This is a genomic window from Amycolatopsis sp. NPDC043887, assembly GCF_056435665.1.
Window position 1 is genome coordinate 857,128 of record NZ_JBWKEB010000002.1, and the last position, 25,404, is coordinate 882,531.

26 protein-coding genes and 1 pseudogene are annotated in these 25,404 nt (G+C 68.1%); 11 read left to right on the forward strand and 16 right to left on the reverse strand.

Going from position 1 to position 25,404, the window contains the following annotated elements; translation table 11 throughout:
- Window positions 1-930 carry a D-2-hydroxyacid dehydrogenase gene (locus tag AC069H_RS09305; RefSeq protein WP_478231948.1) on the reverse strand — a complete coding sequence of 310 codons (930 nt, stop codon included), beginning with the start codon at window positions 928-930 and terminating at the stop codon, window positions 1-3.
- A gap of 160 nt (window positions 931-1,090) precedes the next feature.
- Between AC069H_RS09305 and AC069H_RS09310 the strand changes: the two genes are divergently transcribed.
- From AC069H_RS09310 to AC069H_RS09320, 3 genes are read left to right on the forward strand one after another with little or no spacing between them, the layout of a single operon-like run.
- Complete coding sequence (locus AC069H_RS09310; RefSeq protein ID WP_378442929.1) at window positions 1,091-1,831, forward strand: maleate cis-trans isomerase family protein; 741 nt, start codon at window positions 1,091-1,093, stop codon at window positions 1,829-1,831.
- A 44-nt stretch (window positions 1,832-1,875) separates the two neighbouring features.
- Window positions 1,876-2,646 carry a maleate cis-trans isomerase family protein gene (locus AC069H_RS09315; protein WP_478231903.1) on the forward strand — a complete coding sequence of 257 codons (771 nt, stop codon included), beginning with the start codon at window positions 1,876-1,878 and terminating at the stop codon, window positions 2,644-2,646.
- A gap of 3 nt (window positions 2,647-2,649) precedes the next feature.
- On the forward strand, window positions 2,650-3,342 hold the full coding sequence (locus AC069H_RS09320; protein WP_125673879.1) for a GntR family transcriptional regulator: 693 nt from the start codon (window positions 2,650-2,652) through the stop codon (window positions 3,340-3,342).
- 4 nt (window positions 3,343-3,346) lie between these two features.
- Here AC069H_RS09320 and AC069H_RS09325 read toward each other — a convergent pair whose 3' ends face one another.
- From AC069H_RS09325 to AC069H_RS09335, 3 genes are all read right to left on the reverse strand, one after another.
- Window positions 3,347-3,823: a DUF4262 domain-containing protein gene (locus AC069H_RS09325; protein ID WP_478226370.1), complete on the reverse strand. Its 477-nt coding sequence runs from the start codon at window positions 3,821-3,823 to the stop codon at window positions 3,347-3,349.
- A gap of 554 nt (window positions 3,824-4,377) precedes the next feature.
- Window positions 4,378-5,436 (reverse strand): tartrate dehydrogenase, encoded by a 1,059-nt coding sequence (locus tag AC069H_RS09330; RefSeq protein WP_478231904.1) that lies wholly within the window; start codon window positions 5,434-5,436, stop codon window positions 4,378-4,380.
- Window positions 5,433-6,896 carry an NAD-dependent succinate-semialdehyde dehydrogenase gene (locus tag AC069H_RS09335; RefSeq protein WP_478226368.1) on the reverse strand — a complete coding sequence of 488 codons (1,464 nt, stop codon included), beginning with the start codon at window positions 6,894-6,896 and terminating at the stop codon, window positions 5,433-5,435. Before AC069H_RS09335 ends, AC069H_RS09330 begins: the two co-directional genes overlap by 4 nt.
- A gap of 88 nt (window positions 6,897-6,984) precedes the next feature.
- On the opposite strand from AC069H_RS09335, the gene AC069H_RS09340 reads away from it, so the two are divergent.
- Both AC069H_RS09340 and AC069H_RS09345 read left to right on the forward strand, forming a co-directional pair.
- Window positions 6,985-8,235, forward strand: coding sequence for an aspartate aminotransferase family protein (locus AC069H_RS09340; protein ID WP_478231905.1), 1,251 nt, complete (start codon window positions 6,985-6,987; stop codon window positions 8,233-8,235).
- Entirely contained in the window at window positions 8,235-8,732 is a 498-nt protein-coding gene (locus AC069H_RS09345) for a DUF3830 family protein (RefSeq protein WP_007033814.1), read from the forward strand. The genes AC069H_RS09340 and AC069H_RS09345 overlap by 1 nt, the downstream gene beginning before the upstream one ends.
- Before the next feature lie 61 nt (window positions 8,733-8,793).
- Here AC069H_RS09345 and AC069H_RS09350 read toward each other — a convergent pair whose 3' ends face one another.
- Window positions 8,794-9,060: a hypothetical protein gene (locus tag AC069H_RS09350; RefSeq protein WP_478231906.1), complete on the reverse strand. Its 267-nt coding sequence runs from the start codon at window positions 9,058-9,060 to the stop codon at window positions 8,794-8,796.
- 235 nt (window positions 9,061-9,295) lie between these two features.
- On the opposite strand from AC069H_RS09350, the gene AC069H_RS09355 reads away from it, so the two are divergent.
- Complete coding sequence (locus AC069H_RS09355) at window positions 9,296-10,678, forward strand: FAD-binding oxidoreductase (protein ID WP_478231907.1); 1,383 nt, start codon at window positions 9,296-9,298, stop codon at window positions 10,676-10,678.
- A gap of 12 nt (window positions 10,679-10,690) precedes the next feature.
- Complete coding sequence (locus AC069H_RS09360; RefSeq protein WP_478231908.1) at window positions 10,691-12,244, forward strand: acetolactate synthase large subunit; 1,554 nt, start codon at window positions 10,691-10,693, stop codon at window positions 12,242-12,244.
- A 48-nt stretch (window positions 12,245-12,292) separates the two neighbouring features.
- Here AC069H_RS09360 and AC069H_RS09365 read toward each other — a convergent pair whose 3' ends face one another.
- From AC069H_RS09365 to AC069H_RS09400, 8 genes are all read right to left on the reverse strand, one after another.
- Window positions 12,293-13,720, reverse strand: a complete 1,428-nt coding sequence (locus AC069H_RS09365; RefSeq protein WP_478231909.1) for an MFS transporter — start codon at window positions 13,718-13,720, stop codon at window positions 12,293-12,295.
- Between the two features lie 57 nt (window positions 13,721-13,777).
- Window positions 13,778-13,966 carry a DUF3761 domain-containing protein gene (locus AC069H_RS09370; protein ID WP_478231910.1) on the reverse strand — a complete coding sequence of 63 codons (189 nt, stop codon included), beginning with the start codon at window positions 13,964-13,966 and terminating at the stop codon, window positions 13,778-13,780.
- A 9-nt stretch (window positions 13,967-13,975) separates the two neighbouring features.
- Window positions 13,976-14,257 (reverse strand): hypothetical protein, encoded by a 282-nt coding sequence (locus AC069H_RS09375; RefSeq protein WP_478231911.1) that lies wholly within the window; start codon window positions 14,255-14,257, stop codon window positions 13,976-13,978.
- A 73-nt stretch (window positions 14,258-14,330) separates the two neighbouring features.
- Window positions 14,331-15,083 (reverse strand): SDR family NAD(P)-dependent oxidoreductase, encoded by a 753-nt coding sequence (locus AC069H_RS09380; protein ID WP_478231912.1) that lies wholly within the window; start codon window positions 15,081-15,083, stop codon window positions 14,331-14,333.
- A gap of 9 nt (window positions 15,084-15,092) precedes the next feature.
- A complete protein-coding gene (locus tag AC069H_RS09385) occupies window positions 15,093-15,980 on the reverse strand; it encodes an SRPBCC domain-containing protein (protein WP_478231913.1) in 888 nt (295 codons plus the stop codon).
- A complete protein-coding gene (locus AC069H_RS09390; protein WP_478231914.1) occupies window positions 15,973-16,530 on the reverse strand; it encodes a helix-turn-helix domain-containing protein in 558 nt (185 codons plus the stop codon). The genes AC069H_RS09385 and AC069H_RS09390 overlap by 8 nt, the downstream gene beginning before the upstream one ends.
- A gap of 120 nt (window positions 16,531-16,650) precedes the next feature.
- Window positions 16,651-16,803 carry a hypothetical protein gene (locus AC069H_RS09395; RefSeq protein WP_478231915.1) on the reverse strand — a complete coding sequence of 51 codons (153 nt, stop codon included), beginning with the start codon at window positions 16,801-16,803 and terminating at the stop codon, window positions 16,651-16,653.
- A 21-nt stretch (window positions 16,804-16,824) separates the two neighbouring features.
- Window positions 16,825-17,025 (reverse strand): hypothetical protein, encoded by a 201-nt coding sequence (locus tag AC069H_RS09400; protein WP_478231916.1) that lies wholly within the window; start codon window positions 17,023-17,025, stop codon window positions 16,825-16,827.
- On the opposite strand from AC069H_RS09400, the pseudogene AC069H_RS09405 reads away from it, so the two are divergent.
- Window positions 17,009-17,236 (forward strand): annotated as a pseudogene (locus AC069H_RS09405) (histidine kinase); the annotation flags it as partial. The gene AC069H_RS09400 and the pseudogene AC069H_RS09405 overlap by 17 nt on opposite strands.
- Here the strand turns inward: AC069H_RS09405 and AC069H_RS09410 are convergent.
- The 3 genes from AC069H_RS09410 to AC069H_RS09420 form a co-directional block, all read right to left on the reverse strand.
- Entirely contained in the window at window positions 17,210-17,851 is a 642-nt protein-coding gene (locus AC069H_RS09410; protein ID WP_478231917.1) for a TauD/TfdA family dioxygenase, read from the reverse strand. The pseudogene AC069H_RS09405 and the gene AC069H_RS09410 sit on opposite strands and share 27 nt — an antisense overlap.
- Before the next feature lie 127 nt (window positions 17,852-17,978).
- Window positions 17,979-20,150 (reverse strand): 3-hydroxyacyl-CoA dehydrogenase NAD-binding domain-containing protein, encoded by a 2,172-nt coding sequence (locus AC069H_RS09415; RefSeq protein WP_478231918.1) that lies wholly within the window; start codon window positions 20,148-20,150, stop codon window positions 17,979-17,981.
- 10 nt (window positions 20,151-20,160) lie between these two features.
- Window positions 20,161-21,372 carry an acetyl-CoA C-acetyltransferase gene (locus AC069H_RS09420; protein WP_478226358.1) on the reverse strand — a complete coding sequence of 404 codons (1,212 nt, stop codon included), beginning with the start codon at window positions 21,370-21,372 and terminating at the stop codon, window positions 20,161-20,163.
- 157 nt (window positions 21,373-21,529) lie between these two features.
- On the opposite strand from AC069H_RS09420, the gene AC069H_RS09425 reads away from it, so the two are divergent.
- The 3 genes from AC069H_RS09425 (at window position 21,530) to AC069H_RS09435 (ending at window position 25,396) form a co-directional block, all read left to right on the forward strand.
- On the forward strand, window positions 21,530-22,714 hold the full coding sequence (locus AC069H_RS09425; protein WP_478226357.1) for a TetR/AcrR family transcriptional regulator: 1,185 nt from the start codon (window positions 21,530-21,532) through the stop codon (window positions 22,712-22,714).
- Window positions 22,715-22,766: 52 nt separating this feature from the next.
- A complete protein-coding gene (locus tag AC069H_RS09430) occupies window positions 22,767-23,990 on the forward strand; it encodes a low temperature requirement protein A (protein WP_478231919.1) in 1,224 nt (407 codons plus the stop codon).
- A gap of 110 nt (window positions 23,991-24,100) precedes the next feature.
- Window positions 24,101-25,396 (forward strand): acyl-CoA dehydrogenase family protein, encoded by a 1,296-nt coding sequence (locus AC069H_RS09435; RefSeq protein WP_478231920.1) that lies wholly within the window; start codon window positions 24,101-24,103, stop codon window positions 25,394-25,396.
- The last annotated feature ends 8 nt before the right edge of the window (window positions 25,397-25,404 follow it).

Consider the following 25,404-nt stretch of genomic DNA (forward strand, 5'->3'; position numbering starts at 1 on the left):
CTAACCTTGGCGAAGCGTCTCCGACGGCACGTACCCGAGCCGCTTGTCCACGACGTTGCGCAGTGGCTCCCCCGCGCGCCAGCGACGGAAGTTGTCCGCGAACACCTCTACCAGAGTATTACGCCAGCCGACGAAGTCGCCCGACATATGCGGCGAGATCAGAACGTTCTCCATAGTCCACAAAGGACTGTCGGACGGCAGCGGCTCGGTGTCGAAGACGTCGAGCGCCGCGCCGCCGAGCCGCCCGTCCCGCAGTGCGCCGATCAGGTCCGAAGTGACGACCAGCTCGCCGCGGCCGACGTTGACGAACCGCGCTCCCGGTTTCATCGCGGCGAAGGTCTCGGCGTCGAACATGCCCTTCGTCTGCTCGGTCAGTGGCGCGACCGCGACGAGGTAGTCCGCCCCGGGAAGATGACGGGCGAGGTCCGAAGACGCGTACACGTCCCCGAAGTCGGGATCGCCCTCACGAGGACGGCGTCCGACGCCCGCCACCGACATCCCGGCCGCCCGCAGCATCCGCGCGATCGACCGGCCGATCGGCCCGGTTCCGACCACGAGGACCTGGCGGCCGGAGATCCGTTCACTCTCCCGGTGCTTCCACTGCTTCTGCCGCTGCAGGTCCCACGAGCGGACGAAATCCTTGGCGAACGCGAGAACGACTCCGAGGACGTACTCGGCTATGGCCCCGTCGAAAACGCCTCGGGAGTTGGTGAGCACGACGTCGCTCTCCTGCAGCGCCGGGAAGAGGACGGGGTCGACGCCCGCGCTGGCGATATGCAGCCAGCGCAGCTTGTCGGCCGCGTGCCAGGCCCCCGGAACCGCGGTCGAAAGGAAGTCGTAGACGAAGAACGCGTCGGCGCCGGACAACGCGTCGGCCAACCCGGCCTCGCCGGTGTAACGAACCACCGCTCGGTCTTCGATAGCGCGCATGTCCGGTGGGCGCGTGTCTCCGCAGAGCACCGCCAGCACAGGGGCCACTGAGGAGATCACGTTGACACCGTAAAAGTGGCTCGTATGATTGTCAACAATCCGAGGAACGACCCCCGGAGCACCGGACCTGTGACAACAGAAGCTTTCCGGAGGCTGAGACTTGGATTTCGACTTATTGGAGTTCGAAGGCCCGTTGGCGCAGCGCGGCATCGGTGTGATCGCCCCCTTCGACCTGGCCCTGGAACGTGAGCTGTGGCGCTGGGTGCCCATGGAGGTCTCCCTCCATCTGGCGCGGACGCCGTACGAGCCCGTGCCCGTCAGCATGGAGATGGCCCAGCTCGTCAGCGACAGCAGGCATCTCGCCGCCGCCACGCGGGACGTGCTCCACGTCGAGCCCGAAGTCGTCGCCTATCTGTGCACCTCCGGCAGTTTCGTCAACGGTGTGGACTACGAACGCTCGCTGACCAAGGCGATCTGCGACGCGGGCGCGACGGACGCCGTCACCACGTCCGGAGCGCTGGCGGAGGTCCTGCACCAGCTCGACCTCCACCGGGTCTCGGTGCTCACGCCCTACGACGGCGACCTGACCGGGAAGCTGCACGACTTCCTGTCCGAACTCGGGGTCCGCACCGTCTCGAGCGACCATCTCGGCCTGGGTGGCGGCATCTGGAAGGTCAGCTACCGGACCATCGCCGAACGCATCCTCGCCGCCGACCACGCCGACGCCGAAGCCATCTTCGTCAGCTGCACCAACCTCCCCACCTACGATCTGATCGAGCCACTCGAAAGCGCGCTCGGCAAACCGGTCCTCACCGCGAATCAGCTCACCATGTGGGCCTGCCTCCGGCGGATGAACCTGCCGATCGTCGGGCCCGGCAAGTGGCTCCGGGAGGTCGACTGACCTCTTCGCCTACGATTGTCGACAATCTGCCCTCCGGAGGTTCCGTGCCCATCACGCCGTTCGCCCCGCCCGAGCCGCCGTCCGAGACGACCACCATCGGATTCATCTACCCCGATCACGCGGCCGAAGACGACTACCCGCTCGCGGAACAGCTCCTCGGCGGGGACATGGCCGGGATCAAGCTGCCGGTCGAGCACATCTACGGAACCGATCTGCACGCCGTGCCGGAGCTCTTGGACCTCGGCAGCGAAAGCCGGCTCGCCGACGGCGCCGCGCTCCTGGCCAAACACGAACCCGACGCGGTGGTGTGGGCATGCACCAGCGGCAGCTTCGTCTACGGCTGGGAAGGCGCCCGCGAACAGGCCGACCGGCTGGCCACCGTCGCCGGTGTCCCGGCGTCGAGCACCTCCTTCGCCTTCGTCAACGCCGCGAGGGCCCTCGGCGTCCGGCGGGTCGCGGTCGCCGCCAGCTATCCGGACGACGTCGCCCGGCTGTTCGTCGAGTTCCTCGGCGCGGGCGGGGTCGAAGTGGTGTCGATGGGCAGCGCGGACATCGACACCGCGGCCGAGGTCGGCGAACTCAGTCCGGAAGCCGTCGTCGAGCTCGCGGTGAGCCGGGACCACCCGGCCGCCGACGCGCTGCTCGTCCCCGACACCGCCATGCGGACGCTCGGCGAGATCAACACGCTCGAAACCAGGCTCGGCAAGCCGGTGCTGACCGCCAATCAGGTCACCGTCTGGGAAGGTCTGCGGCTCACCGGGAAGTCCCCGCTCGTCCGCACCTTGGGCGCACTGTTCGGAAAGAGGGGCAACTGAACCATGTCCTTGCCGGATATCGAGCCGGTCAGCCGGGAGTCGACCGCCGGGATCATCGCGCGGCAGTTGCGGGACGCGATCATGACCGGCGCCCTCCCTCCCGGCACCCAGCTCGGTGAAACGGATCTGGCCTCCCGGTTCCAGGTTTCGCGGGGGCCGCTGCGCGAGGCGATGCAGCACCTCGTTTCCGAAGGGCTCCTGCGCAGCGAGCGCCACCGCGGCCTGTTCGTGATCGACCTCGAGCCCGGCGACGTCTACGACATCTACTCGGCGCGCTCGGCCATCGAGCGCGCCGCGATGCTGCGAGCGCTGCGCGGGGACCGCGAACGGGTCGCCACCGAGCTCGAAGAGGCCGTACGCGCCATGGCCACCGCCGCGGACGACGACGACCCGACCGCGCTCTCCTGGGCGGACCTCCGTTTCCACGAGGCGCTGATCGCCGCTTCCGGCAGCAAACGGCTCGTGCGCATGGCCCGGACCCTGCTGATCGAGACCCGGATGTGCCTCACCGCGCTGCAGGCGACCTATCAGCAGGTCGAGGAACGGGTCACCGAGCACACCAGGATCATCGAAGCCCTGCGGGCCGGCGACGAAGAGACCGCGCTGTCGCTGCTGGAAGCACATATGGAGGACGCCGTCCAACGGCTCGCCCCGGGAACCAGCCTGCGGGAAGGCGAAGCTCCCGCGGTGCCTTAGGGATTCAGCCACGGCCCCGCACCCCCAGCACCGGCTGACCGCCCGTCCCGCCGCGGAAATCCCTGTCCCATGGCCACTTGCCGTGCTCGTCCTCGTAGACCAGTTGCAGCGCACGGAATTCTTCGCCGTACAGGAGAACGGCGGTGAGCAGATGCGCCGGCGGCGAACTGAGCGGAACGATCTCGAACGACGGCCATCCCACCGCGGCGGGCAGCACCTCACCCGCCTCAGGCGGCCCCGATCGGACCACCTGCTGGGCGAAATAGTTCAGCAGCTGGCCGGATCTTCGTTCTCTCAAGCCGGTGACGACGAGTTCGGGCAGCCCTGCGTCGGTGAGCCCGACCGTGTACGCGAAGCCCGGTTGGACACTTCCGCGCTCGACCGTCTGCACCATCCAGCCGTACTTCCGGATCAGCGGACGGACCTCCTCGACGAGGTAGTCGTCGCGGGTCTTCCCGGGGTTGTCGCAATGCCAGCACATCGGCGCTCCTCCAGTCGTCGAATCCGATGACCGGCACTGTGCACCGGGGCACCGACAAAAACTCACGGCCCCGGCTGCCAGGCAGGCGGCGAACGGTCCTTCGATGGCGAATCTCGCACCCAGATTCCCTTTCAGGGCAACATTTACGCCTTTTCTCGAGAAATTCGCCGAGGGGCAAGGCCAGGTTGCGTGACGGACCGCCAGCGCCTTACCTCGGGATCCCTAGTGACATGTGCTGGACAGGGAATGCTTGCAGGGAGCCGAGTTCACGGGCCTTGACGTCCCCAATGCGGCATTGGCGACCCTCAACGACTCCAATGCCACAACGGGAGCGCCGAACGAGTCACCCGACATGCTTGAGATCTCGGCGTATCTGGCTGCCCCAGGGGCGCAAGTGGCGAATCAAGAGCCGGCCACTCCAGACCTACGTCCCTTGAGTACATGAAGGCCTCCTTCCTTGCGCTTGGCGCAAGGAAGGAGGCCTTCATGTACTCAAAAGTCGTGAATGGACCGTTCATGACTTCCGGGACTTGACACGCCACCATGCGGATGGTTCAAGATAGAGAGGCGACCACCGCGGACCCGAGTTCGGCGGTGGTGGACTTCCCGCCGAGGTCGGGGGTTCGCACGGCCCCCTCCTCGAGAACCTTTTCCACCGCCACGCGTACATCTTGTGCCGCGACGGTTTCCCCGAGATGGTCGAGCAGCATCGCCCCCGCCAGGATCTGCGCCACCGGATTCGCGATGCCCTGTCCGGCGATGTCGGGAGCGCTGCCGTGCACCGCCTCGAACATGGAAGGGAGCTCACCGGTCGGATTGATGTTGCCCGAAGGCGCCATTCCGAGCCCGCCCGTCACGGCCGCCGCCAGATCGCTCAGGATGTCGCCGAACAGATTGGAAGCCACCACGACGTCGAGCCGGTCCGGCGCCTGCACCATCCGTGCGGCGAGCGCGTCGACATGGCACTGCTCGGCATGCACGTCCGGGTACTCCGCTGAGATTTCGGCGAAGATCTCGTCCCAGAAAGGCATCGAGTGAATGAGCCCGTTGGACTTGGTCGCCGAACAGACCCGCCCTGCGCGCGTCTTCGCCAGCTCGAAGGCGTAGCGGATGATCCGCTCCACCCCGACCCGCGTGAACACGGATTCCTGTAAGACGAACTCGTTCCCCAGTCCACGATTGTGCCTGCCGCCGAGCTCCGAGTACTCGCCCTCGGAGTTCTCCCGGACGATCACCATCTCCAGTTCGTCGGCACCGCGGCCCGCCAGAGCCGACGTCGTCCCCGGCAGCAGCCGGACCGGCCGGAGGTTGACGTACTGGCTGAACGCGCGCCGGACCGGAATGAGGAGACCCCACAACGACACGTGGTCCGGGACGCCGGGAAAGCCGACGGCGCCGAGAAAGATCCCGTCGAAAGCGGAAAGCCGCTCGATCCCGTCGGCGGGCATCATCGAGCCGGTTTTGGTGTACCGCTCACAACTCCAGTCGAACTCCGTCCAGGACAAGGAGAAACCATGCGATGCCGCCGCGCGGTCGAGGACCTTGCGGGCCTCGACCGTCACGTCCACGCCGATCCCGTCGCCGGGAATGCTCGCAATGCGATAGGAAGTCACAGAGCCACCGCGATGTACTTGGTCTCGAGGAACTCGTCGATGCCGACGCTGCCTCCCTCACGGCCGAGCCCAGACTGCTTGATCCCGCCGAACGGCGCCGCCGGGTTCGAAACCAGTCCCTGGTTTAGGCCGATCATGCCGGCTTCCAGCCGTTCCGACACCCGCAGTGCCCGCTTGAGATCGGAGGTGTACACATAGGACACGAGACCGAATTCGGTGTCGTTCGCCGCCGCGATGGCCTCGTCCTCGCTGTCGAATGGAGTGATCGGGGCGACCGGTCCGAAGATCTCTTCCGAAGCGAGCCTGGCGTCCTTGGGCACGTCGGTCAGCACCGTGGCCTGGTAGAAGTTACCCGGACCGTCGACTGTGGATCCTCCGGTGAGGACGCGCGCTCCTCGCTCGGTGGCATCGGAGACCAGGCCACTGACCTTCTCGACGGCGGCTTTGTCGATGAGGGGGCCGACGACGACACCCTCCTCGGTGCCGCGCCCCATCGGCAAGGCCTCCATGCGCTCGGTGAGGCGCCGGGAGAACTCGTCGACGACGCCGCGCTGGACATAGAAGCGGTTCGCGGCCGTGCAGGCTTCGCCGATGTTGCGCATCTTCGCGGTCATCGCGCCTTCGATCGCCGCGTCGAGGTCGGCATCTTCGAAGACGAGGAAGGGGGCGTTGCCGCCGAGTTCCATCGAAGTGCGGAGCACCTTGTCCGCGCACTGTTCCAGCAGCTTCCGTCCGACGCCGGTCGAGCCGGTGAAGGACAGCTTCCGCGCGCGGCCATCGCGGATCAACGGCTCCATCACGCCGCCGGAGTCCGACGTCGTGAGCACGTTCAGCACACCTTCCGGCAGCCCCGCTTCGGCGAGGATCGCCGCGAGGGCCAACATCGAAAGGGGGGTTTGAGCAGCGGGTTTGATGACCATCGTGCAGCCTGCCGCGACCGCGGGTCCGATCTTGCGGGTGCCCATCGCCATGGGGAAGTTCCAGGGCGTGATCAGCAGACACGGCCCGACGGGCTGCTTCGTCACGAGGAACCGGCCAGACCCGTTGGGAGCGACGGCATAACCTCCGTCGATCCGGACGGCCTCCTCCGCGAACCAGCGGAAGAACTCGGCCGCGTAGGTGATCTCGCCCTTCGACTCCGCGAGCGGTTTGCCCATCTCGAGGGTCATCAGCAGCGCGAGTTCGTCGGCGCGCTTGATCAGCAGCTCGTAGGCGCGGCGCAGGATTTCCCCGCGTTCGCGCGGGGCGACGTTCGCCCAGTCGGCCTGTGCGGCGACGGCCGCGTCGAGTGCGCTGACACCGTCCGCCGGTGACGCGTCGGCCACCTCGCACAGGGCTTCGCCTGTCGAGGGGTCGAAAACGGGGAAGGTCTTCCCGTCCGTGGCGGGTACCCACTTGCCGCCGATGAACAGTTCCTTGCCGACCGACGTGACGACGCCGGCCTCACTGATCGAGCTCATCCCAACGCTCCTCCATGTTGTCCCGAACGCCATGCTATGGATATTGTCAACAATCGACAACAGCTCAGCCGACCTAGGAGCGCAGCCCATGGCCCAGCTATCACCGCTGCTCAAGCAGGCAACGCCGGTCGTGGTCGACCACGGTGAGGGGGTTTACCTCTACGGCACCGATGGCAAACGTCACCTGGATTTCACCGCCGGTATCGGCGTGACCAGCACCGGCCACTGTCACCCGCACGTGGTGAGCGCGGCGCGGGAACAGATCGGCAAACTCGTCCACGGGCAGTACACGACGGTCATGCACAAGCCGATGCTGGAGCTGACCGAGAAACTGGGCGGTGTCCTCCCGGAAGGCCTGGATTCCCTCTTCTACGCGAACTCGGGCAGCGAGGCGGTCGAGGCGGCACTGCGGTTGTCGCGGCAGGCCACGAAGCGGCCCAACGTCATCGTCTTCCAGGGCGGGTTCCACGGCCGGACCGTCGCGGCGGCGACGATGACGACGTCGGGCACCCGGTTCAGTGCCGGGATCTCGCCGCTCATGTCCGGCGTGCACGTCGCGCCCTTTCCCTACGCGTTCCACTACGGCTGGGACGAGGAAACGGCGACGAAGTTCGCGCTGCGCGAGCTCGACTACCTCTTCGCGACGGTCTGCGCGCCGAACGAAACGGCCGCGTTCTTCATCGAGCCGGTGCTCGGCGAGGGCGGGTACGTCCCGGCGAACACCGAGTTCCTGGCCGGACTGCGGGAACGCGCGGACAAGCACGGGATCCTGCTGGTGATGGACGAGATCCAGACCGGCTTCGGCCGGACCGGCCGGTTCTGGGGACACGAGCACTTCGGGGGGCGCCCGGACATCGTGCTCATCGCGAAAGGGCTCGCGAGCGGGTTCCCGATCTCGGGTATCGCCGCGTCGGAAGAGCTGATGGCGAAGGCGCTCCCCGGCTCCCAGGGCGGGACCTACGGCGGCAACGCGGTGGCCTGCGCGGCGGCGATCGCCACGCTCGAGGTGATCCAGCAGCAGGGCCTGGTCGAGAACGCCGCCGAACGAGGACGCCAGCTCCTGGAGGGCGTGCGGGTGATCGCGGACAAATCAGCGTCGATCGGTGACGTCCGGGGGCTGGGGCTGCTGGTCGGTTCCGAGTTCACCACGCCGGACGGCGAGCCGGACACCGCAAAGGCCCAGGCGGCCCAGAAAGCCGCCTCCTCCAACGGCTTGCTGCTGCTGACTTGCGGGGCGTACATGAACGTCGTCCGGATGGTGCCGCCGCTGATCGTCGACTCAGCACAGGTCGACGAGGCACTGCGCATCTGGGGCGACGTGGTGGCGGGGGTCGAGTGATGGCCCGCTACATCACGATCACGCTCGACAAGCGCGGAGTGTCCTGCCGGGCCCGGCTGCTCGACGCCGAAGCCCCGCGGACCTGCCGCGCCGTCTGGGACGCGTTGCCGCAGAGCGGTTCGGCGTACCACGCGAAGTACGCGCGCAACGAGGTCTACACGCTCGTGCCGCCCTTCGCCGAACCGAAGCCGGGCCGCGAAAACCCCACGGTGACCCCGATTCCGGGGGATGTCGTGTACTTCGGGTTCGAGGCGTGGGAGATCGGCAACCCGGCGTACGGCTACGACGAGGGCAGTGAGGCGCACAGCGACCAGGGCGCGACGGACCTCGCGATCTTCTACGGCCGCAACAATCTGCTGATCAACGGCGACGCGGGCTGGGTGCCCGGCAACGTGTTCGCGACGATCGAAGAGGGACTGGCGGAAATGGCCGAAGCCGCCCAGGACCTTTGGCTGCGAGGTGTCGAGGGCGAGACGCTTTCGTTCGCACGCGCGTGAAAACCCGTGGGCGGTGTGGGCGTTCACCCTCACCGCCCACGGGCCGGCATCCCACCCTGGCTCACTGTCGCGCTTCGGTGAGCCGGTACTCGACGCCACCGACCTCTTCACCACGCTGGTCGACCTGGGTCAGGTGGACGGTGTACTGCCCGCCGGCAGCTTCGGCGCCGGCGGTGAAGCTCAGCTTGGCGCCCACCTGTTCGCCCGATTTGAAGATCAGGCCGCTGATCCGCGCTCGCTGCGGATTCACGATGGCCAGCTCGGTCTCACCGACCCGTTCGACGCCCTCGCCCTTCGCACCGGCCGCCCGAACTCGACGCGCCCGCACGGGGCACCGCCAGCGCCGCCCCCAGCGCCGCGCTCCGTCTCATCCTGGATCCCATCGAGCGTCCACCCCCTTCCGGCGGACCACCGCGGCCCGCTGCGACATGGGTAACCGAGCGAGGTTGTCACGAGGTTGTGGACGCAGAGGAAGACAAACGTGAAAAGGATTCATGGCCATCCTCGCCCACGACGTACTACGCTTCGACAACCAGGCAAAGAGGCGTGAGGAAGGGCAGTCGATGGGCGATGTTGCGGCACGGTTCGCCGAGATCGTCGGGGACACGAACTTGCTCTCGGGCGAGGCGATCCCCGAGGACTACGCACACGACGAGGCTTTGACCACCACCGCGCGGCGGCCCGCCCACCTGGCGAAACCGGGAAGCGCCGAGGAGGTCGCGGAGCTGCTCAAGGCGGCGACCGAACACGGCGTGCCGGTCACCGCGCGAGGGTCGGGCACGGGGCTCTCGGGTGGCGCCACACCACGCGAAGACAGCCTGGTGATCTCTTTCGAACGAATGAACGCGGTACTGGAGATCGACACGGAGAACCACGTCGCCGTCGTCCAGCCGGGTGTCACGCTGTCCGATTTGGACGAAAAGACCACAGCGGCCGGACTCGGCTACACCGTCTACCCCGGCGAGCTGAGCGCGAGCGTCGGCGGCAACGTCGGGACGAACGCGGGCGGCATGCGCGCGGTCAAGTACGGCGTCACGCGGCACAACGTCGTGGGCCTGCAGGCCGTGCTGCCGACCGGCGAGATCATCCGGACCGGCGGCAAGACCTCGAAGGTCTCGACCGGGTACGACCTGACCCAGCTGATCATCGGCTCCGAAGGCACTCTCGCGATCGCGACCGAGGTCATCGTGAAGCTGTATCCGCGCCTGCCGCACGGCGCCACGGTGTTCGCCCCGTTCGAGACCTTCGACGAGGTGATGACCGTCGTCCCGAAGATCGTCGCCAGCGGCCTCGCGCCGCACATCCTCGAGTACATCGACAACCTCACGCTCGCGGCGATCAGCTACAACGAGAAGCTCAGCCTCGGTGTCCCGGACGCCATCCGTGACAAGGCGCAGGCGTATCTGGTGGTGGCACTGGAAAACCGCGACAACGACCGGCTGCACGCCGACATCGAGGAACTCGGCGGACTGCTGGGCGATGTCGGCGCGATGGACGTGTACGTGCTCGAGGGCCCTTCGGCCCGCAAGCTCATCGAGGCGCGTGAGAAGGCGTTCTGGACGGCCAAGGCGGCCGGTGCCGACGACGTCATCGACGTGGTGGTCCCGCGGTCCGCCATGCCCGAGTTCCTGCGCAAGGCCAGGGAAATGGCGTTGTCGCGCGAGGCGGGCGCGCTCGGCTGCGGGCACGCCGGCGATGGCAACGTCCACCTGGCCATCTTCTGCAAGGACCCGGAGAAGCGGAAGCAGCTGCTGACCGACATCTTCGCGCTCGGCATGGAACTCGGCGGCGCGATCTCCGGCGAGCACGGACTCGGACGGGCCAAATCCGGCTATTTCCTCGACCTGGAGGACCCGGCGAAGATCGCGCTGATGCGCCGGATCAAGGAGAGCTTCGACCCGGCCGGGATTCTCAACCCCGGCGTTCTTTTCGCTGAGAGGGCTTGAAAAGTGAGTGAGATGAACGGCGCCCAGTCCCTGATCCGCACGCTCGTCGACAGCGGTGTCGACGTGTGCTTCTCGAATCCGGGCACCTCGGAGATGCACTTCGTGGCCGCGCTCGACTCCGTACCCGAGATGCGCGGTGTGCTCGGCCTCTTCGAAGGCGTCGTCACCGGTGCCGCGGACGGATACGCGCGGATCGCCGACAAGCCGGCGGCCACGCTGCTGCACCTCGGCCCCGGTCTCGGCAACGGGCTGGCGAACCTGCACAACGCGCGCCGCGCGCACACCCCGATCGTCAACGTGATCGGCGATCACGCGACCTACCACAAGCAGTACGACGCCCCGCTCGAATCGGACATCGAGGCCGTCGCCGGTTCCCTCGAAGGCTGGGTCCGCCGCTCCGAGCACACGAAGGACGTCGGTGCCGACGCCGCCGCGGCGGTCGCGGCCTCCCAGGACGCCCCCGGCCAGGTGGCGACCCTGATCCTCCCCGCCGACGCGTCCTGGGGTGAGGGCGGCGAGACCTGCGCGCCCATCCCGCCACGGATCCCGCAGGTCGTCGACGCGACGACGGTGAAGAACATCGCCGAGGTGCTGGCCAGTGGTGAACCGGCCGCGCTGCTCGTCGGCGGCAGCGGCTGCCGAGAAGCCGGTCTGCGCGCGACCAGCCGGATCGCGGCCGCGACCGGCGTGAAGGCGTTCGTCGAGACCTTCCCCGCCCGGCTCGAACGCGGCGAAGGCCTGCCTACGATCGAGCGGCTGGGCTACCTCGCCGAGCAGGTCGCGTACCAGCTCGACGGGATCAAGCACGTGATCGTCGCCGGGACCAAGGCGCCTGTGTCGTTCTTCGCCTACCCCGGCAAGGCGAGCAACCTGGTTCCCGAAGGTGCGCAGGTCCATGTGCTGGCCGAAGTCGCGCAGGACGTGCCGCGAGCGCTGAACGACGTCGCCGACCTGGTCGCCGCCGAGACGGAGCCGGTGCTGCAGGAGTCCTCCCGGCCCGCGCTGCCGTCCGGGCCGTTGACGCCGCAGAACTGGGTCGACGTGATCGGCGCGCTGCTGCCGGAGCGCGCGATCATCGCGGACGAGGCGAACACCTCCGGTCTGCTGCTGCCCGCCGCGACCGCGGGCGCGCCCCGGCACGACGTGCTGACCCTGACCGGCGGCGCGATCGGCTACGGCATGCCCGTCGCGACCGGGGCGGCCGTCGCCGCGCCGGACCGGCCGGTGATCAACCTGCAGTCCGACGGCAGCGCGCTGTACACGATTTCGGCGCTGTGGACGCAGGCTCGGGAGAACCTCAACGTCACCACGGTCCTGCTGAACAACCGGGCGTACGCGATCCTGCGGCTGGAGCTGCAGCGGGTCGGCGCGGACGCCAACGGCCCGAAGGCGAACGAGCTGCTCGACCTCTCCCGCCCCGACATGGACTTCGTCAAGATCGCCGAAGGCATGGGCGTCCCGGCGACCCGGGCGACGACGGCGGAGGAGCTGGCCGAGCAGTTCCAGCGCGCGCTCGCCGAGCCGGGCCCGCACCTGATCGACGCGATCGTTCCGACGCTGTTCTGAGCGGAGCCGCCCCTGCGTGCGATGAGTCCCTTCATCGCACGCAGGGCGCTAGCGGACCGAAACGACCATCGGCTCGGGCTGACGTTGCTTCGGGACGAAAACGGTCAAGACGAGTCCTAGGAGCGCCGCACCGGCGGCGACCACGAAGCTCAGCCGGAACCCCGTCGCGGACGGGACGGAAACCCCGCCGATGGTGATCGCCAGCGACGCGAGCATGGTCGCCATCACCGCGCTGGACGTCGACGTGCCGACGGAGCGCATCAGCGAGTTCAACCCGTTCGCGGACGCGGTTTCGGTGACCGGGACCGAGCCCATGATCAGCGCCGGCATGGCCGCGTAGGCGATGCCCACGCCGCCGCCGATGATGATCGACGCCGTGATCAGCTCGAAGGCGTTGTCCATCAACACGGTCGCGAAGGCGTATCCGGCCGCGATGGTGGTGGCGCCGACCATCAGTGTCGTCCGTGGTCCGTAGCGCTCGATGAGCCTGGCCGAAACCGGCGACAGCATGAACATGACCAGGCCGTTCGGCGCGAGGCACAGCCCGGCCTGCACCATGGTCAGGCCGAGGCCGTAGCCGGTCGACGCGGGCGCCTGCAGCAGCTGCGGGAACGACAACGCCATCGAGTACAGCGCGAACCCGATCATGATCGACGCGAGGTTGGTGAACAGTACCGGCCGCCGCGCGGAGACCCGCAGGTCCACGAGCGGATCACGCCGCCGCAGCTGGTAGGCGCCCCAGACCAGCAGGATCACCACCGCGCTCCCCGCGAAGACGAGGGTGCGGCCGCTGCCCCAGCCCCATTCGCCGCCCTTGACGATCGGCAACAGCAGGCAGACCAGTCCGATCGTCAGCCCCAGCGCGCCGAGGTAGTCGAACGGCGCCGGTGTCTTCACCGGCGACTCCGGCACCACGAACAGGATCAGCAGGCCGCAGACGAGCCCGAGCCCGGCCGACGCCCAGAACAGGACGTGCCAGTCTGCGTTCTGCGCGACGAGCGCCGATACCGGGAGCCCGATCGCACCGCCGACGCCGAGCGTCGAACTCATCACCGAGATCGCGGCGCCGACCCGTTCCGGCGCGAGTTCGTCGCGCATGATGCTGATGCCCAGCGGGATCGCGCCCATGGCGCAGCCTTGCAACCCCCGGCCGAGGACCATCAGCGCGAGCGAACTGGTCAGCGCGGACACCACCGAACCGGCGACCAGGAAACCCAGGCTGATCAGCAGCAACCGGCGTTTGCCGTAGAGGTCGCCGAGCCTTCCGCTCACCGGCATCACCACGGCTCCGGCGATCAGGGTCGCGGTGACCACCCACGACGCGTCCGACGGTGTCGCGTTGAGCAGCCGGGGAAACGCGGGGATGAGCGGGACGACGAGCGTCTGCATGAACGACGCCACCAGACCGCAGGTGGCGAGCACGACGACGAAGATCCGGGGCGAAGGTGCCCGTCCGACCGGTTTCACCCTGTGCATCCCATGATCCGACCTTACACAGCACCACCCTTCTCAGTGAATGGTCGACCGACGGGATCACAGCCAGGTGCGAACCCCACCATGGCCGGAACAGGTACCGCGGCGATTCTGGCTGTAGCTATAGGAACCGTCCTCGCAGAGGGCGGTCGCTCCGTCGGCAGCGCCGGGTCCGGCCGACGGCCGATGGACACAGACACCGTCGGTGTTGCGGTAGTAGTCGCTTCCGCACTCCGCCAGTTTCAGCACCTTCGCCGCCTATGTGGTCTTCGGAGGTGTTTTCGTCGGTTTGGGCTCGACCTGCTTCGGCACCTCGACCGCGGCCGTGGTCGTCGGCACGAACTGCTGAGGCGTCGGCGGTGCCCAACTGCTGGTCGGTGTCGACGTTGTGGTCAGCGCTGTCGGGACTGTCGGCGTTGTCCGCACCGGGTCGCTCTGCGGCGTGACCCGCCCGGTGGGCACGGTCTCCACACCGCAGCCTCCGGCGACCAGAAGTCCGATCGCCAGTGCCATGCCCAGCTTCGTCGTTCTCTTCGGCATAACGACCGCCCCAGCACCTGGTGGTGCCGCGTAGCCGGGAGATCGCCCGCCGGTGTTACCGCCGGAGAGAAGGTCAGTCGACCATCGAGCCGCAACTGATGTTCAACGCCGTCGCGGTCATGCTGCGCGCATGGTCCGACGCGGCGAAGGTGGCCACACGGGCGACGTCTTCGAGCGATGCCGTCCGCTTGAGCATCGTCGCGTCGACCATGTCACGGATGGCGTCGTCGAGGCCGGCGCCCGCCGGAATCGTCTCCGGGATCCCGCCGGTGCGCAGGGTCACGACACGGATGCCCTGCGGCCCGAGTTCGCACGCCAGCCCGCGCCGCAACGCCTCCATCGCGCTGAACGCGACCTGCAGCCCGCCGAGGTGGTACCCCGGCAGCGGGTCACCGTCGCCACCGAACATCAGGATCACCCCGGACCCCTGCCCGATCATGTGCCGGGCGGCGGCCCGTGCGGTGAGGAAGTTCGTCCGCACCGCCGTCCGGACCGGGCTTTCGAGGTCCTCCAACGACATCTCGACCAGTGGAGTGCCCTGGACGTCGTTGTGTGTGATCACGTTCATCGAGATGTCGACGCTGCCCGCCGAGGAAACCACCGAAGCGGCATGCTCGTCGATGGCGGACTCATCGAGAGCGTCGAATTCCGCCGATTCGGCTTTCCCGCCCGCTGCCCGGATTTCGTCGGCCAGCGCGTCGAGTTTCTTCAAGGTGCGGCCGGTGAGGTGGACGCTCGCGCCCTCCCTGGCGAATCCGCGGGCCACCGCGCTCCCGATTCCGCCCGCCGCCCCGTAGATGATCGCGTTCCTGCCTTCGAGCAACATCGCTTCCTCCTACTTGCCATCCAAGGTGATGAGTCCTTCGGGTGTTCCCTCCAGCTGGATGTCGACCCACAACGGGCGCCATGAGTGGACCTCGTGGAACCTGCGCAGTTCCGCCAAACCGCTGAGCCAGCCCATCCACATGCCGTACGGCGGCTTCGCGTCCGAGAATCCACTTTGGACGAAGGTCAGCTTCGTACCGCCGCCGGAGTCCTCGAGCTCCCAAGTGGCGACGACACCGTCCTGGTACGCGAGCGACATCCTCGAGTCGGGCACCAGGTCGACGATCTTCGCCGGGTCCGGATCCTTTTCCAGTGAACCCATCGCCCAACGTCCGCCGACGTGGGTCTCCGCCTCGATCCGGGCGCCGAACCAGCGCGTGAACACGGCGGGATCGGCGATCGAGGAGTAGACCTCACCTCGCGGCGCGTCGATCCGCACTTCTTCGCTCATCAGCGGGGAAGTGAGGTCGCAGCGGGCGGTGAGCGGCCGTCCTTCGACGTGGTCGACGAGGTTCGCGACGGAAAGCGCCCAGAACGTGTGCATCATGCCGAGTGACGAGTCCGGATCGGCCAGCATCGCGGCGTAGTCCGGCAGACCGCTCTGACTGAACGACAAGGACGTCTCGCCCCCGTCTTCCGTCAGCGCGATCTCGACGACGGTCTCCGTCCCGTCGACGGTCCAGGCGAACCGCAGGACATTGTTCTCGGCCAGTAGCAGCCGCTGGCGCGGACGATCGCCTTCCGGCGTGTAGCGGCCCCAGAACTCGTACCGGGACGGCAGGCCGACTTCCGCGTATTCGGAAAGCCACTCGCGCAGTGCCCCGGGATCGGTCAGCGCGTGCCAGACCTCGTCGATCGGCGCGCGCAGGCGCACCTCGAACCTCGTCGGTTCAGTCACGGGCATCTCCCTTCGGGTAACAGGCCACGGCGAGTTTGAAGGCGTCGCCTTCCGCTCCGCCGTAGCGGGTGAACAGATCCTGCAAAGTCGTCTTCAGCTCGTCGAGGAACTCCTGCCGCCGCTCGGGCTCCACCCGGATCTCACCGGAGACACCGATCGACGGCAGCTCCGGTGCGGTCCTGTCGAGCGCGGCGACGTCCGCCTGGACCTCCTCCATGAGGTCCACCAAGTAGCCAAGGCTCAGCTCGTCCCGCGCCGCCCGCGGGCCCAGCCGTCCGACCAGTCCGGGTGACAACCAGTACGAACGGGCTGTCGCCTGATACACGCCCTCACTGACGGCGCGCACCTTCCGCTCCGACACCTGCTTCACGAGACCGGCTTCCACCAGTCGTTTCACGTGGTAGTAGACCCGTTGCGGAGTCTGATCCAGCACCGTCGCCACCTCGGTGCACGACCGCGGCTCCGCCAGCTGCCGCAGGACGTCCACCCGCTGCGGTTTCAGCAACGCCTCCGCCTGCTCCAGCCGATCGAGGTACTCCACGTCTCTCACAGCACCACGCCCTTGATCACAAAAACAAGTTTGAACGTAAAAATCCATTTTGTCAATCGCCCCGGTTCGCGCTACTCTCGTCGTGTGGCGATCCTGCGCGGTACACGGCGGACATCGCGGTCACCGCGGCGGTGATCCGGGTTCCGTCGTGGTCTCGCTCGGGGACGGCGCGGAAGCACCGCGCAACGCGGTCATCGGCTGGGCCTGCGTGGCACTCGCCTGCGCCGCGCTGTTCCTGCGCCGCCGGTATCCACTCCCCGTCGCGATCTTCACCGCGGCCTGCTGCGCGATCTGCTATCCGCAGACCGACCCCGACGGATTCGTGCTGCTCGCGTTCGCCTTCGCGCTGTACAACAACGCCTCGACCGGGCGGATCCGCAGCGCGGCGGTCGTCGCGGCGGCCTCGATGGGCGGCGTCGCGATCGGCGAGGCACAGGGCGGCGCCGTACGGCAGGTGGACGACTTCGCGTTCCTGCTGATGACGGGCTGGTTCATCGCGGTCGGCGCGGTGACGTACTACCGCCGCGAAGCCGAACGCACCAAGGAGACCGGGGCACGGCGGAGGGCCACGGACGAGCGGCTCCGGTTCGCGCGCGAACTGCACGACGTCCTCGGCCACAACCTGGCGCTCATCAACGTCCAGGCGGGCGCGGCCCTGCACGGCAAGGATCCGGCGAAATCAGAGGAGGCACTGACCACGATCAAACAGACCAGCAAGGAGGCGTTGCGCGAACTCCGCGCCACATTGGGCATGCTGCGACAGGTGGACACGCCCAGCCTGGCCAGGGTCGCCGAGCTCGCCAAATCGGCGGGCTTCACGGAACGCCCGGGTGTAGGTGACGCCGCCCGCGAAGCGCTCCCGCAGGTCCTCCGGCAGCAGGCGGTACATCGCGCGGCTGTCGGCGATCGGCGTCGCGCCGCCGGTTTCGGCCGCGGTGGCGCACAGGAAGAACAGGCGGGCGGGCCAGCGCGCCGAGTACGAGTTCTCGTTGTGCATCGGGATCGACTCGGCAGGCGGGTACTCCGTCGAGGTGTAGATGTTGCCCGAGACCGCCGACCGCGGCGTCGACCGTTCCGTGTACGTCAGCAGCGAGCCGCCGATCTCCTCCGTGACCTGGTTGAACACCGCCAGGTCGGCAGGCATCCCGCGCAGCAGGATCGCGCCGTGCTCGCGCAGCCGGTCCTGCAGCACTTCGCGATGCGCGCGCACCCAGTCCAGACCCGTGGCCGCGTACACGGTGATCTTCGTGTGTTCGTTGCCACCTCCTCGAAGCTGGGCCCCGAGGAATCCCGACCCGGAACATTGGGCACCCAGCGGCACAGACCCCCAGCCTCCTGGGTATTGGCTCCCTCAGCTGAACCGCAAGAAGAAGTAGCAAGAGCGTCGCAGTACGAAACCGGCCCGTTCCTGGCGAATTTCGCAAGGAACGGGCCGTTCACGAAGCGGCTTATTCGTAGATCTCGCCCTTCGCGGCCTTCTCGACCAGCGAAGCGGGCGGGGTGAAGTGGTCGCCGTAGCGTTCCGCCAGCTCACGAGCCCGGTCGACGAAGCCCTGCAGGCCACCCTCGTACTGGTTGATGTACTGGATGACACCACCGGTCCACGCCGGGAAACCGATACCGAAGATCGAGCCGATGTTGGCGTCGGCGACGGTGGTGAGCACGCCCTCGTCGAAGCACTTCACGGTCTCGAGCGCCTCGGCGAACAGCATGCGCTCCTTGAGGTCCTCGAAGGGAACCTCGGCGGTGCCCGACTTGAACGCGTCACGCAGGCCCGGCCAGAGACCGGCCCGCTTGCCGTCTTCGTCGTAGTCGTAGAAGCCCGAACCGGTGGAACGGCCCTTGCGGTCGAATTCCTCCACCATCCGGTCGATGACGCCCTCGGACGCGTGCGCGTTCCAGGTGCCGCCGGCGGCCTCGATCGCTTCGCGGGTCTCCTTGCGGATCTTGCGCGGCAGCGTCAGGGTCAGCTCGTCCATCAGCTGCAGCGGCGGGGCCGGGTACCCGGCCTGGGCGCCGGCCTGCTCGATCGACGCCGGCTCGACACCCTCGCCCAGCGCGGCGACGGCCTCGTTGAGGAACGTGCCGATGACGCGCGAGGTGAAGAAGCCGCGGCTGTCGTTGACGACGATCGGGGTCTTCTTGATCTGCAGCGTGTAGTCGAAGACCTTCGCCAGCGTGGCGGGCGAGGTCTTCTCACCGCAGATGATCTCGACCAGCGGCATCTTGTCCACCGGCGAGAAGAAGTGGATCCCGATGAAGTCCTCGCTCCGCTGGACACCTTCGGCGAGCGCGGTGATCGGCAGGGTCGAGGTGTTGGAGCCGAGCACGGCGTCGGGGTTGACGATGCCCTCGATCTCCTGGAACACCTTGTGCTTCAGCTCGACGCTCTCGAAGACGGCCTCGATCACGAAGTCGACGCCGGCGAAGTCCTCCGCCTTGTCGGTCGGCTTGATCTTGGCGAGCAGCGCGTCGGACTTCTCCTGCGTGGTCTTGCCGCGGGAGAGCGCCTTCTCCTCCAGCTTGACCGCGTAGCCCTTGCCCTTTTCGGCGCCTTCGAGGGTGACGTCCTTGAGCACGACGTCGATGCCGGCCTTCGCCGAGACGTACGCGATCGCGGCACCCATCATGCCCGCGCCTACAACGCCGACCTTCTTGGCGGTGTACTTCTCGAAGCCTTCCGGACGCGAGCCGCCGGAGTTGATGCTCTGCAGGTCGAAGAAGAACGCCTTCGTCATGTTCTTCGAGACCTGGCCGGTGGCGAGGTGCACGAAGTAGCGGGTCTCGACGGTGATCGCGGTGTCGAAGTCGACCTGCGAACCTTCGATGGCCGCGGCCAGGATCGCCCGCGGGGCAGGCATGTTCGCGCCCTTGATCTGCTTGCGCAGGTTCGCCGGGAACGCGGGCAGGTTCGCCGCGAAGCTCGGGTTCGACGGGGTGCCGCCCGGGATCTTGTAACCCTTGACATCCCAGGGCTGCACGCCGGCCTCGGGGTTGGCCTTGATCCACGCCTTCGCGGCCGGGACCAGCTCCTCGACGGTGCGGACGAGCTCGTGCACGAGGCCGAGTTCCTTGGCCTTGGCCGGGCGGTGCCGCTGGCCCTGCAGCAGCACGTTCAGCAGCGCGCTCTGGATACCCAGCAGGCGCACGGTGCGGACGACGCCGCCGCCGCCGGGGAGCAGGCCGAGGGTGACCTCGGGGAGGCCGATCTGGCTGCCCTTGACGTCGGCCGCGATGCGGTGGTGCGTCGCGAGCGCGAGTTCGAGGCCGCCGCCGAGCGCGGCGCCGTTGATGGCGGCCACGACCGGCTTGCCCAGCTGCTCGAGCCGTCGCATCTGGCCCTTCATCAGGGCGCTGCTCTCGGTGATCTCGGCGGCGTGCTCCGGCTTGGCCTGGATCAGGTCGTTGAGGTCGCCACCGGCGAAGAAGGTCTTCTTGGCCGAGGTGAGGACGACACCGGTGATGCTGTCCTTCTCCGCCTCCAGGCGGTCCACGACCACGCCGAGCGACTCGCGGAAGTCGGCGTTCATCGTGTTGGCGGACTGCTTCGGGTCGTCCAGGGTGAGCACGACGATGCCGTCGGCGTCCTGCTCCCAGCGGATGGTCTTCGCTTCAGTCATTGTCTCTTCCTCAGACCCGCTCGATGATGGTCGCGACGCCCATGCCGCCGCCGATGCACAGGGTGACCAGGGCGCGGCGCGCCTGGCGGCGCTCCAGCTCGTCGACGACGGTGCCGACCAGCATCGCGCCGGTGGCGCCCAGCGGGTGACCCATCGCGATGGCGCCGCCGTTGACGTTGACCTTCTCCTCGTCGAGGTGCAGGTCCTTGATCCACTTGAGGACGACCGAGGCGAAGGCCTCGTTCAGCTCCCACAGGTCGATGTCGTCCGGGGTGAGGCCGGCGATCTTGAGGACCTTCTCGGTGGCCGGGGTCGGGCCCGTGAGCATGATCGTGGGCTCGGAGCCGACGGTCGCGGTCGCCACGATGCGGGCGCGCGGGGTCAGGCCGAAGTCCTTGCCGATCTGCTCGTTGCCGACCAGCACCACCGCGGCGCCGTCGACGATGCCGGACGAGTTGCCACCGGTGTGGACGTGGTTGATCTTCTCGACCGAGTGGTACTTCTGGAGCGCGACGGCGTCGAAGCCGCCCAGCTCGCCGATGCCTGCGAAGGCGGGCTTGAGCTTGCCGAGGCCCTCGATGGTGCTGCCGGGACGACGGTGCTCGTCGTGGTCGAGGATCGTGACGCCGTTGATGTCCTTCACCGGGACGACGGACTTCGCGAAGTAGCCGCCGGACCAGGCCGCTTCGGCCCTTTCCTGCGAACGCACGGCCCACGCGTCGACGTCTTCGCGGGAGAAGCCCTCGATGGTCGCGATCAGGTCGGCGCCGGTGCCCTGCGGGACGATGTAGTTGTCGTACGCGGTGGCCGGGTCCATGAACAGCGCGCCGCCGTCGGAGCCCATCGGCACGCGCGACATCGACTCGACACCACCGGCGATGATCAGCTGGTCCCAGCCGGAACGCACCTTCTGCGCGGCGGTGTTCGTGGCTTCGAGGCCGGAGGCGCAGAAGCGGTTCAGCTGGACGCCGGCGACCGACTCGGGAAGACCCGCGTTCAGCGCGGCGGTGCGCGCGATCACGGCGCCCTGCTCGCCGACCGGGGACACCACGCCGAGGACGATGTCGTCGATCACGGCGGGGTCGAGGTTCGGGTGCCGGACCTTCAGTTCCTCGATGAGGCCGACCACGAGATCGACCGGCTTGGTGCCGTGGAGGGCACCGCCCTTGTTCTTGCCGCGAGGCGTACGGATCGCCTCGTAGATGTAGGCCTCGCTACTCACAGAAAAACTCCTCCGCAGTACGGCGCTGTATCAGGGATGGACACAGCCGGGTCGTACCGGCCGGTAGCCATGCTAATGGTCATTAACATAAACCGCGATAACCCCAAGGTGTCAATGGGTTGCGATGCACGCAACCGGCGCTATCGTGTGTTCACCCATGGATCACCCGACCGAGCGTTCAGCCCGACCGCGCGACCGCAAGGCCCAGCTGGCAGGCCTCGCCGCGGAGCTGTTTCGCGCCCGCGGGTTCCACGGCGTCGGCATCAACGACATCGCCGCCGCGGCCGGGATCACCGGGCCCGCGCTGTACCGGCATTTCTCGGACAAGCAGGCGGTGCTGTCCTACGTCGTGCTGTCCGGCATCGACGACATGGAGACGGCCACCACCGAGACGCTCGCGGACGTCGACCTTCCCGTTCCCGCCCAGGTCAACGCCCTGTTGGGCACCCTCGCGGCGCAGGCGGTGGAGCGGCGCGAGGTCGCCGCGCTGTGGCGCTGGGAGGGCAGGCACCTGCCGCGGGAGGAACGGCGCGAGATCCGCCGCCGGTCGGGCGCGGTGCTCGAAGCGTGGTCGAAGGCGCTGCTCGCGTTGCGGCCCGAACTGACCGCCGACGACGCCGAGCTGCTGTGCTGGGCGGGGCTGAGCGTGTTCGGCAGCGTCTCCGTGCATCACACGTCCGTGGCGAAGAAACGCTTCGCGCAGATCCTGGTGCAGCTGGCGGAGTCGGTGCTGCATGTCACACTTCCCGAACCCTCGGAGCCGCCGGAAGAGACGCCGTCGATGGCACTCGGCGAACCGTCCCGCCGCGAGCAGATCCTCGCGGCCGCGACGGAGCTGTTCGGCCGACGCGGCTTCCGTTCGGTGAGCATGGAGGAGATCGGCGCGGCCGCCGGGATCGCCGGGCCGAGCGTGTACCGGCACTTCCCCAGCAAGGCCGCGCTGATGGTGGCGATCGGGCACCGAGCGGCCGACCGGCTGGCGCTCGCCGCGGAACGCGCGTTGCGGACCGGCGACGAACGCGACGCGCTGCGCAGGCTCGCGGCGTCCTATGTGCACACCTTGCTGCACACGCCCGAACTGCTGGTGTCGTTCTCCGGCAGCCCCATGGAACTGCCGGAACGCGACAAGGCGGACCTGATCCGGGTCCAGCGAGACTACGTCGCGCGCTGGATCGCGCTGGCGTCGGAGGTCCGGCCGGAACTGAGCCTGCGCGAAGTGAAGATCACCGTGCACGCGGCGCTGACCATCGCGAACGACCTCGCGCGCACCCGGCGCGTCAACGGCCGCCCGAATATCGAGGCCGAGCTGACGACGTTGATGCACGCCGTCCTCGGGGTCTGAAAGTCCGCTTTGGGCAAACTCGCGTGTCCCGCAAAGGCCCGCGGTGCACGATATGCGCGTGCCCATCAAACGCGGCCTGCATCTGGTAACCCGGGAAGAAGACCACAAGGTCACCACGCTGGAGCTCTTCTTCGACCTGGTCTTCGTCTACGCCATCACCCAGACCACGCAGCTGATGGCCGATCACCTCACCCCGCTCGGCATCGGGCAGGGCGTCGCGATGATCGCCGTGCTGTGGTGGTGCTGGTGCGCCTACGCCTGGCTGGCCAACACCCTGCACGTCGACCGCGGCATCGCCCAGCTGGCGATGTTCGCCGCGATGGGGACGATGTTCCTCGTCTCGCTGACCATTCCGGAGGCGTTCACCGACCTGCCCGGCGGCCTGTACGCCCCGCTGATGTTCGTCGGCTGCTACTTCCTCGTCCGGCTGCTGCACCTGACCGCGTACTTCGGCGCCGCGCGGACCGACCCCGAGCTGCGCAGGACCGTCTTGAAGATGTTCGTCGGCCTGCTGCCGAGCGTCGCGATGCTGACCACCGCCGCGTTCTTCTCCGGCTGGGCACAGCTCGGCATCTGGGCCGTCGCGATGCTGGCCGACTACGTCAACGTCTTCCGGACCCGGTCCTCGGACTGGCGGCTGCACCAGCCCGGCCACTTCGCCGAGCGGTTCGGGCTGATCGTGATCATCGCGCTCGGCGAATCGATCGTGGCGATCGGCATCGGGATCAGCTCGTACCCGATGTCCTGGCCGATCACGCTGGCCGCCGTCTTCGGGCTCACGCTCGCTTCGGCGATGTGGTGGATGTACTTCGCCGTCGTCGCGCACGTGTCCGAGCACAACCTGAAGCGCGCGGAGGGCGTGGAGCGGGTGCGGATCGGGACGGACACGTACACCTTCCTGCACCTCCCGCTCATCGCCGGGATCGTGCTCGTGGCGCTGGGGTTGAAGAAGTCGCTGCTGTACGTGTCCGACACCGAGCACCACAGCCTCGCCGACGGCCTCCACGGGACCCCGATCTGGGCGCTCACCGGCGGGCTCGCGCTGTACCTCATCGCGTTGAGCGGGCTACGGCGGCGGAACCTGGGCTCGTGGAACGTGCGGCGGCTGGTGCTCGCGGTGGTCCTGCTGGCCGCGACTCCGCTGCTGGAGCTGGTGCCGGCGATCGTGCTCGTCGGCATCGTCGCACTGGCGGCGGTGGGCCTCGTGGTCATCGAGAGGCGCAAGATCGTGAGCAATCCGGGCAGGCCCGGCCTCCCGAATCACTCACCGGCGTGACGTTCGCCTCCCCCGTGGTGGCGATTCCGCCCGAGGAGAGTTAACCTACTCGCGAGTAGGTAAGCGAGGCAGGGAGACTCACCGTGGGTGCGCCTAGGAAACGAGACGCGATGGGCCTTGGCCTGTCCGCGCTCACCCGGCTGGCCGGGAGCAAGGTCATTGAACGGGCCGGACTTCGGAAGCCCGTGCAGAACCTGGTCAGTGCCGGGACGCGCAACGGCTTCCGGGTCGCGGGCGCGGCGGGACGGACCTTCAAATCCGCCCAAAAGCTCGGCAAGCCCGCGCGGCTCGCGCCTGCCGAGGACACCGGGCTGTTCGACCTCACCCCGAGTGAGGACCAGCAGCTCATCGTCGAGACCGTGACGGAGTTCGCGGCCGAACAGCTGCGGCCCGCCGCGGCCGACGCCGACGCGAAGCTTCAGGCACCCGAGGGCCTGTTGAGCCGTGCCGCCGAACTCGGCATCACGCTCGTCGGCATCCCCGAGGAGCTGGGCGGGGTCGGCACCGAACGGTCGGTCGTCACGAACGCGCTGGTCGCCGAGGCCCTCGCGCACGGCGACCTGGGTCTCGCGGTCGCGGTGCTCGCGCCGTCCGCGGTCAGCACCGCGCTGGTGTCCTACGGCGACGAGCAGCAGCAGGCGGACTACCTGCCCGCGTTCGTCGGCGAGAACGTCCCGGCCGCGGCGCTCGCGCTGCAGGAGCGCACCGCGCTGTTCGACCCGTTCAAGCCCGCGACCAAGGCCCGCCGCACGCCGAAGGGCTACCAGCTCGACGGTGTGAAGTCGCTGGTCCCGAGGGCCGCCGACGCCGAGCTGTTCATCGTGTCGGCCGACCTGGAAGGCCGCGGCCCGGCGCTGTTCCTCGTCGAGTCGTCGAACTCCGGTGTCACCATCGAAAACGAACCGGCGATGGGCCTGCGCGGCGCGGCGACCGGGAAGCTGCACCTGGAGAAGGTCGCCCTTCCGGCCGGTGCGCTGCTCGGCGGCGGCAAGGCCGAGGTCTTCACCGAGGTCGTCCGGCTCTCGCGGCTCGGCTGGGCCGCACTGGCCGCCGGTACCGCGAAGGCCGTCCTCGACTACGTGGTGCCGTACGTCAACGAGCGCAAGGCGTTCGGCGAACCGGTGAGCCACCGGCAGGCCGTCGCGTTCTCGGTGGCCGACATCGCCATCGAGCTGGAAGGGTTGCGGCTGGTCACGCTCCGCGCCGCTTCCCGCGCCGAACAGGGCAAGCCGTACGCCCGCGAGGTCGCGCTGGCCCGGAAACTGGCCGCCGACAAGGGGATGCAGATCGGCAGCGCCGGGGTGCAGCTCCTCGGCGGGCACGGGTTCGTCAAGGAACACCCGGTCGAACGCTGGTACCGCGACCTCCGTGCGATCGGCGTGATGGAAGGCGCCGTCCTTCTTTAGGTCGTGCC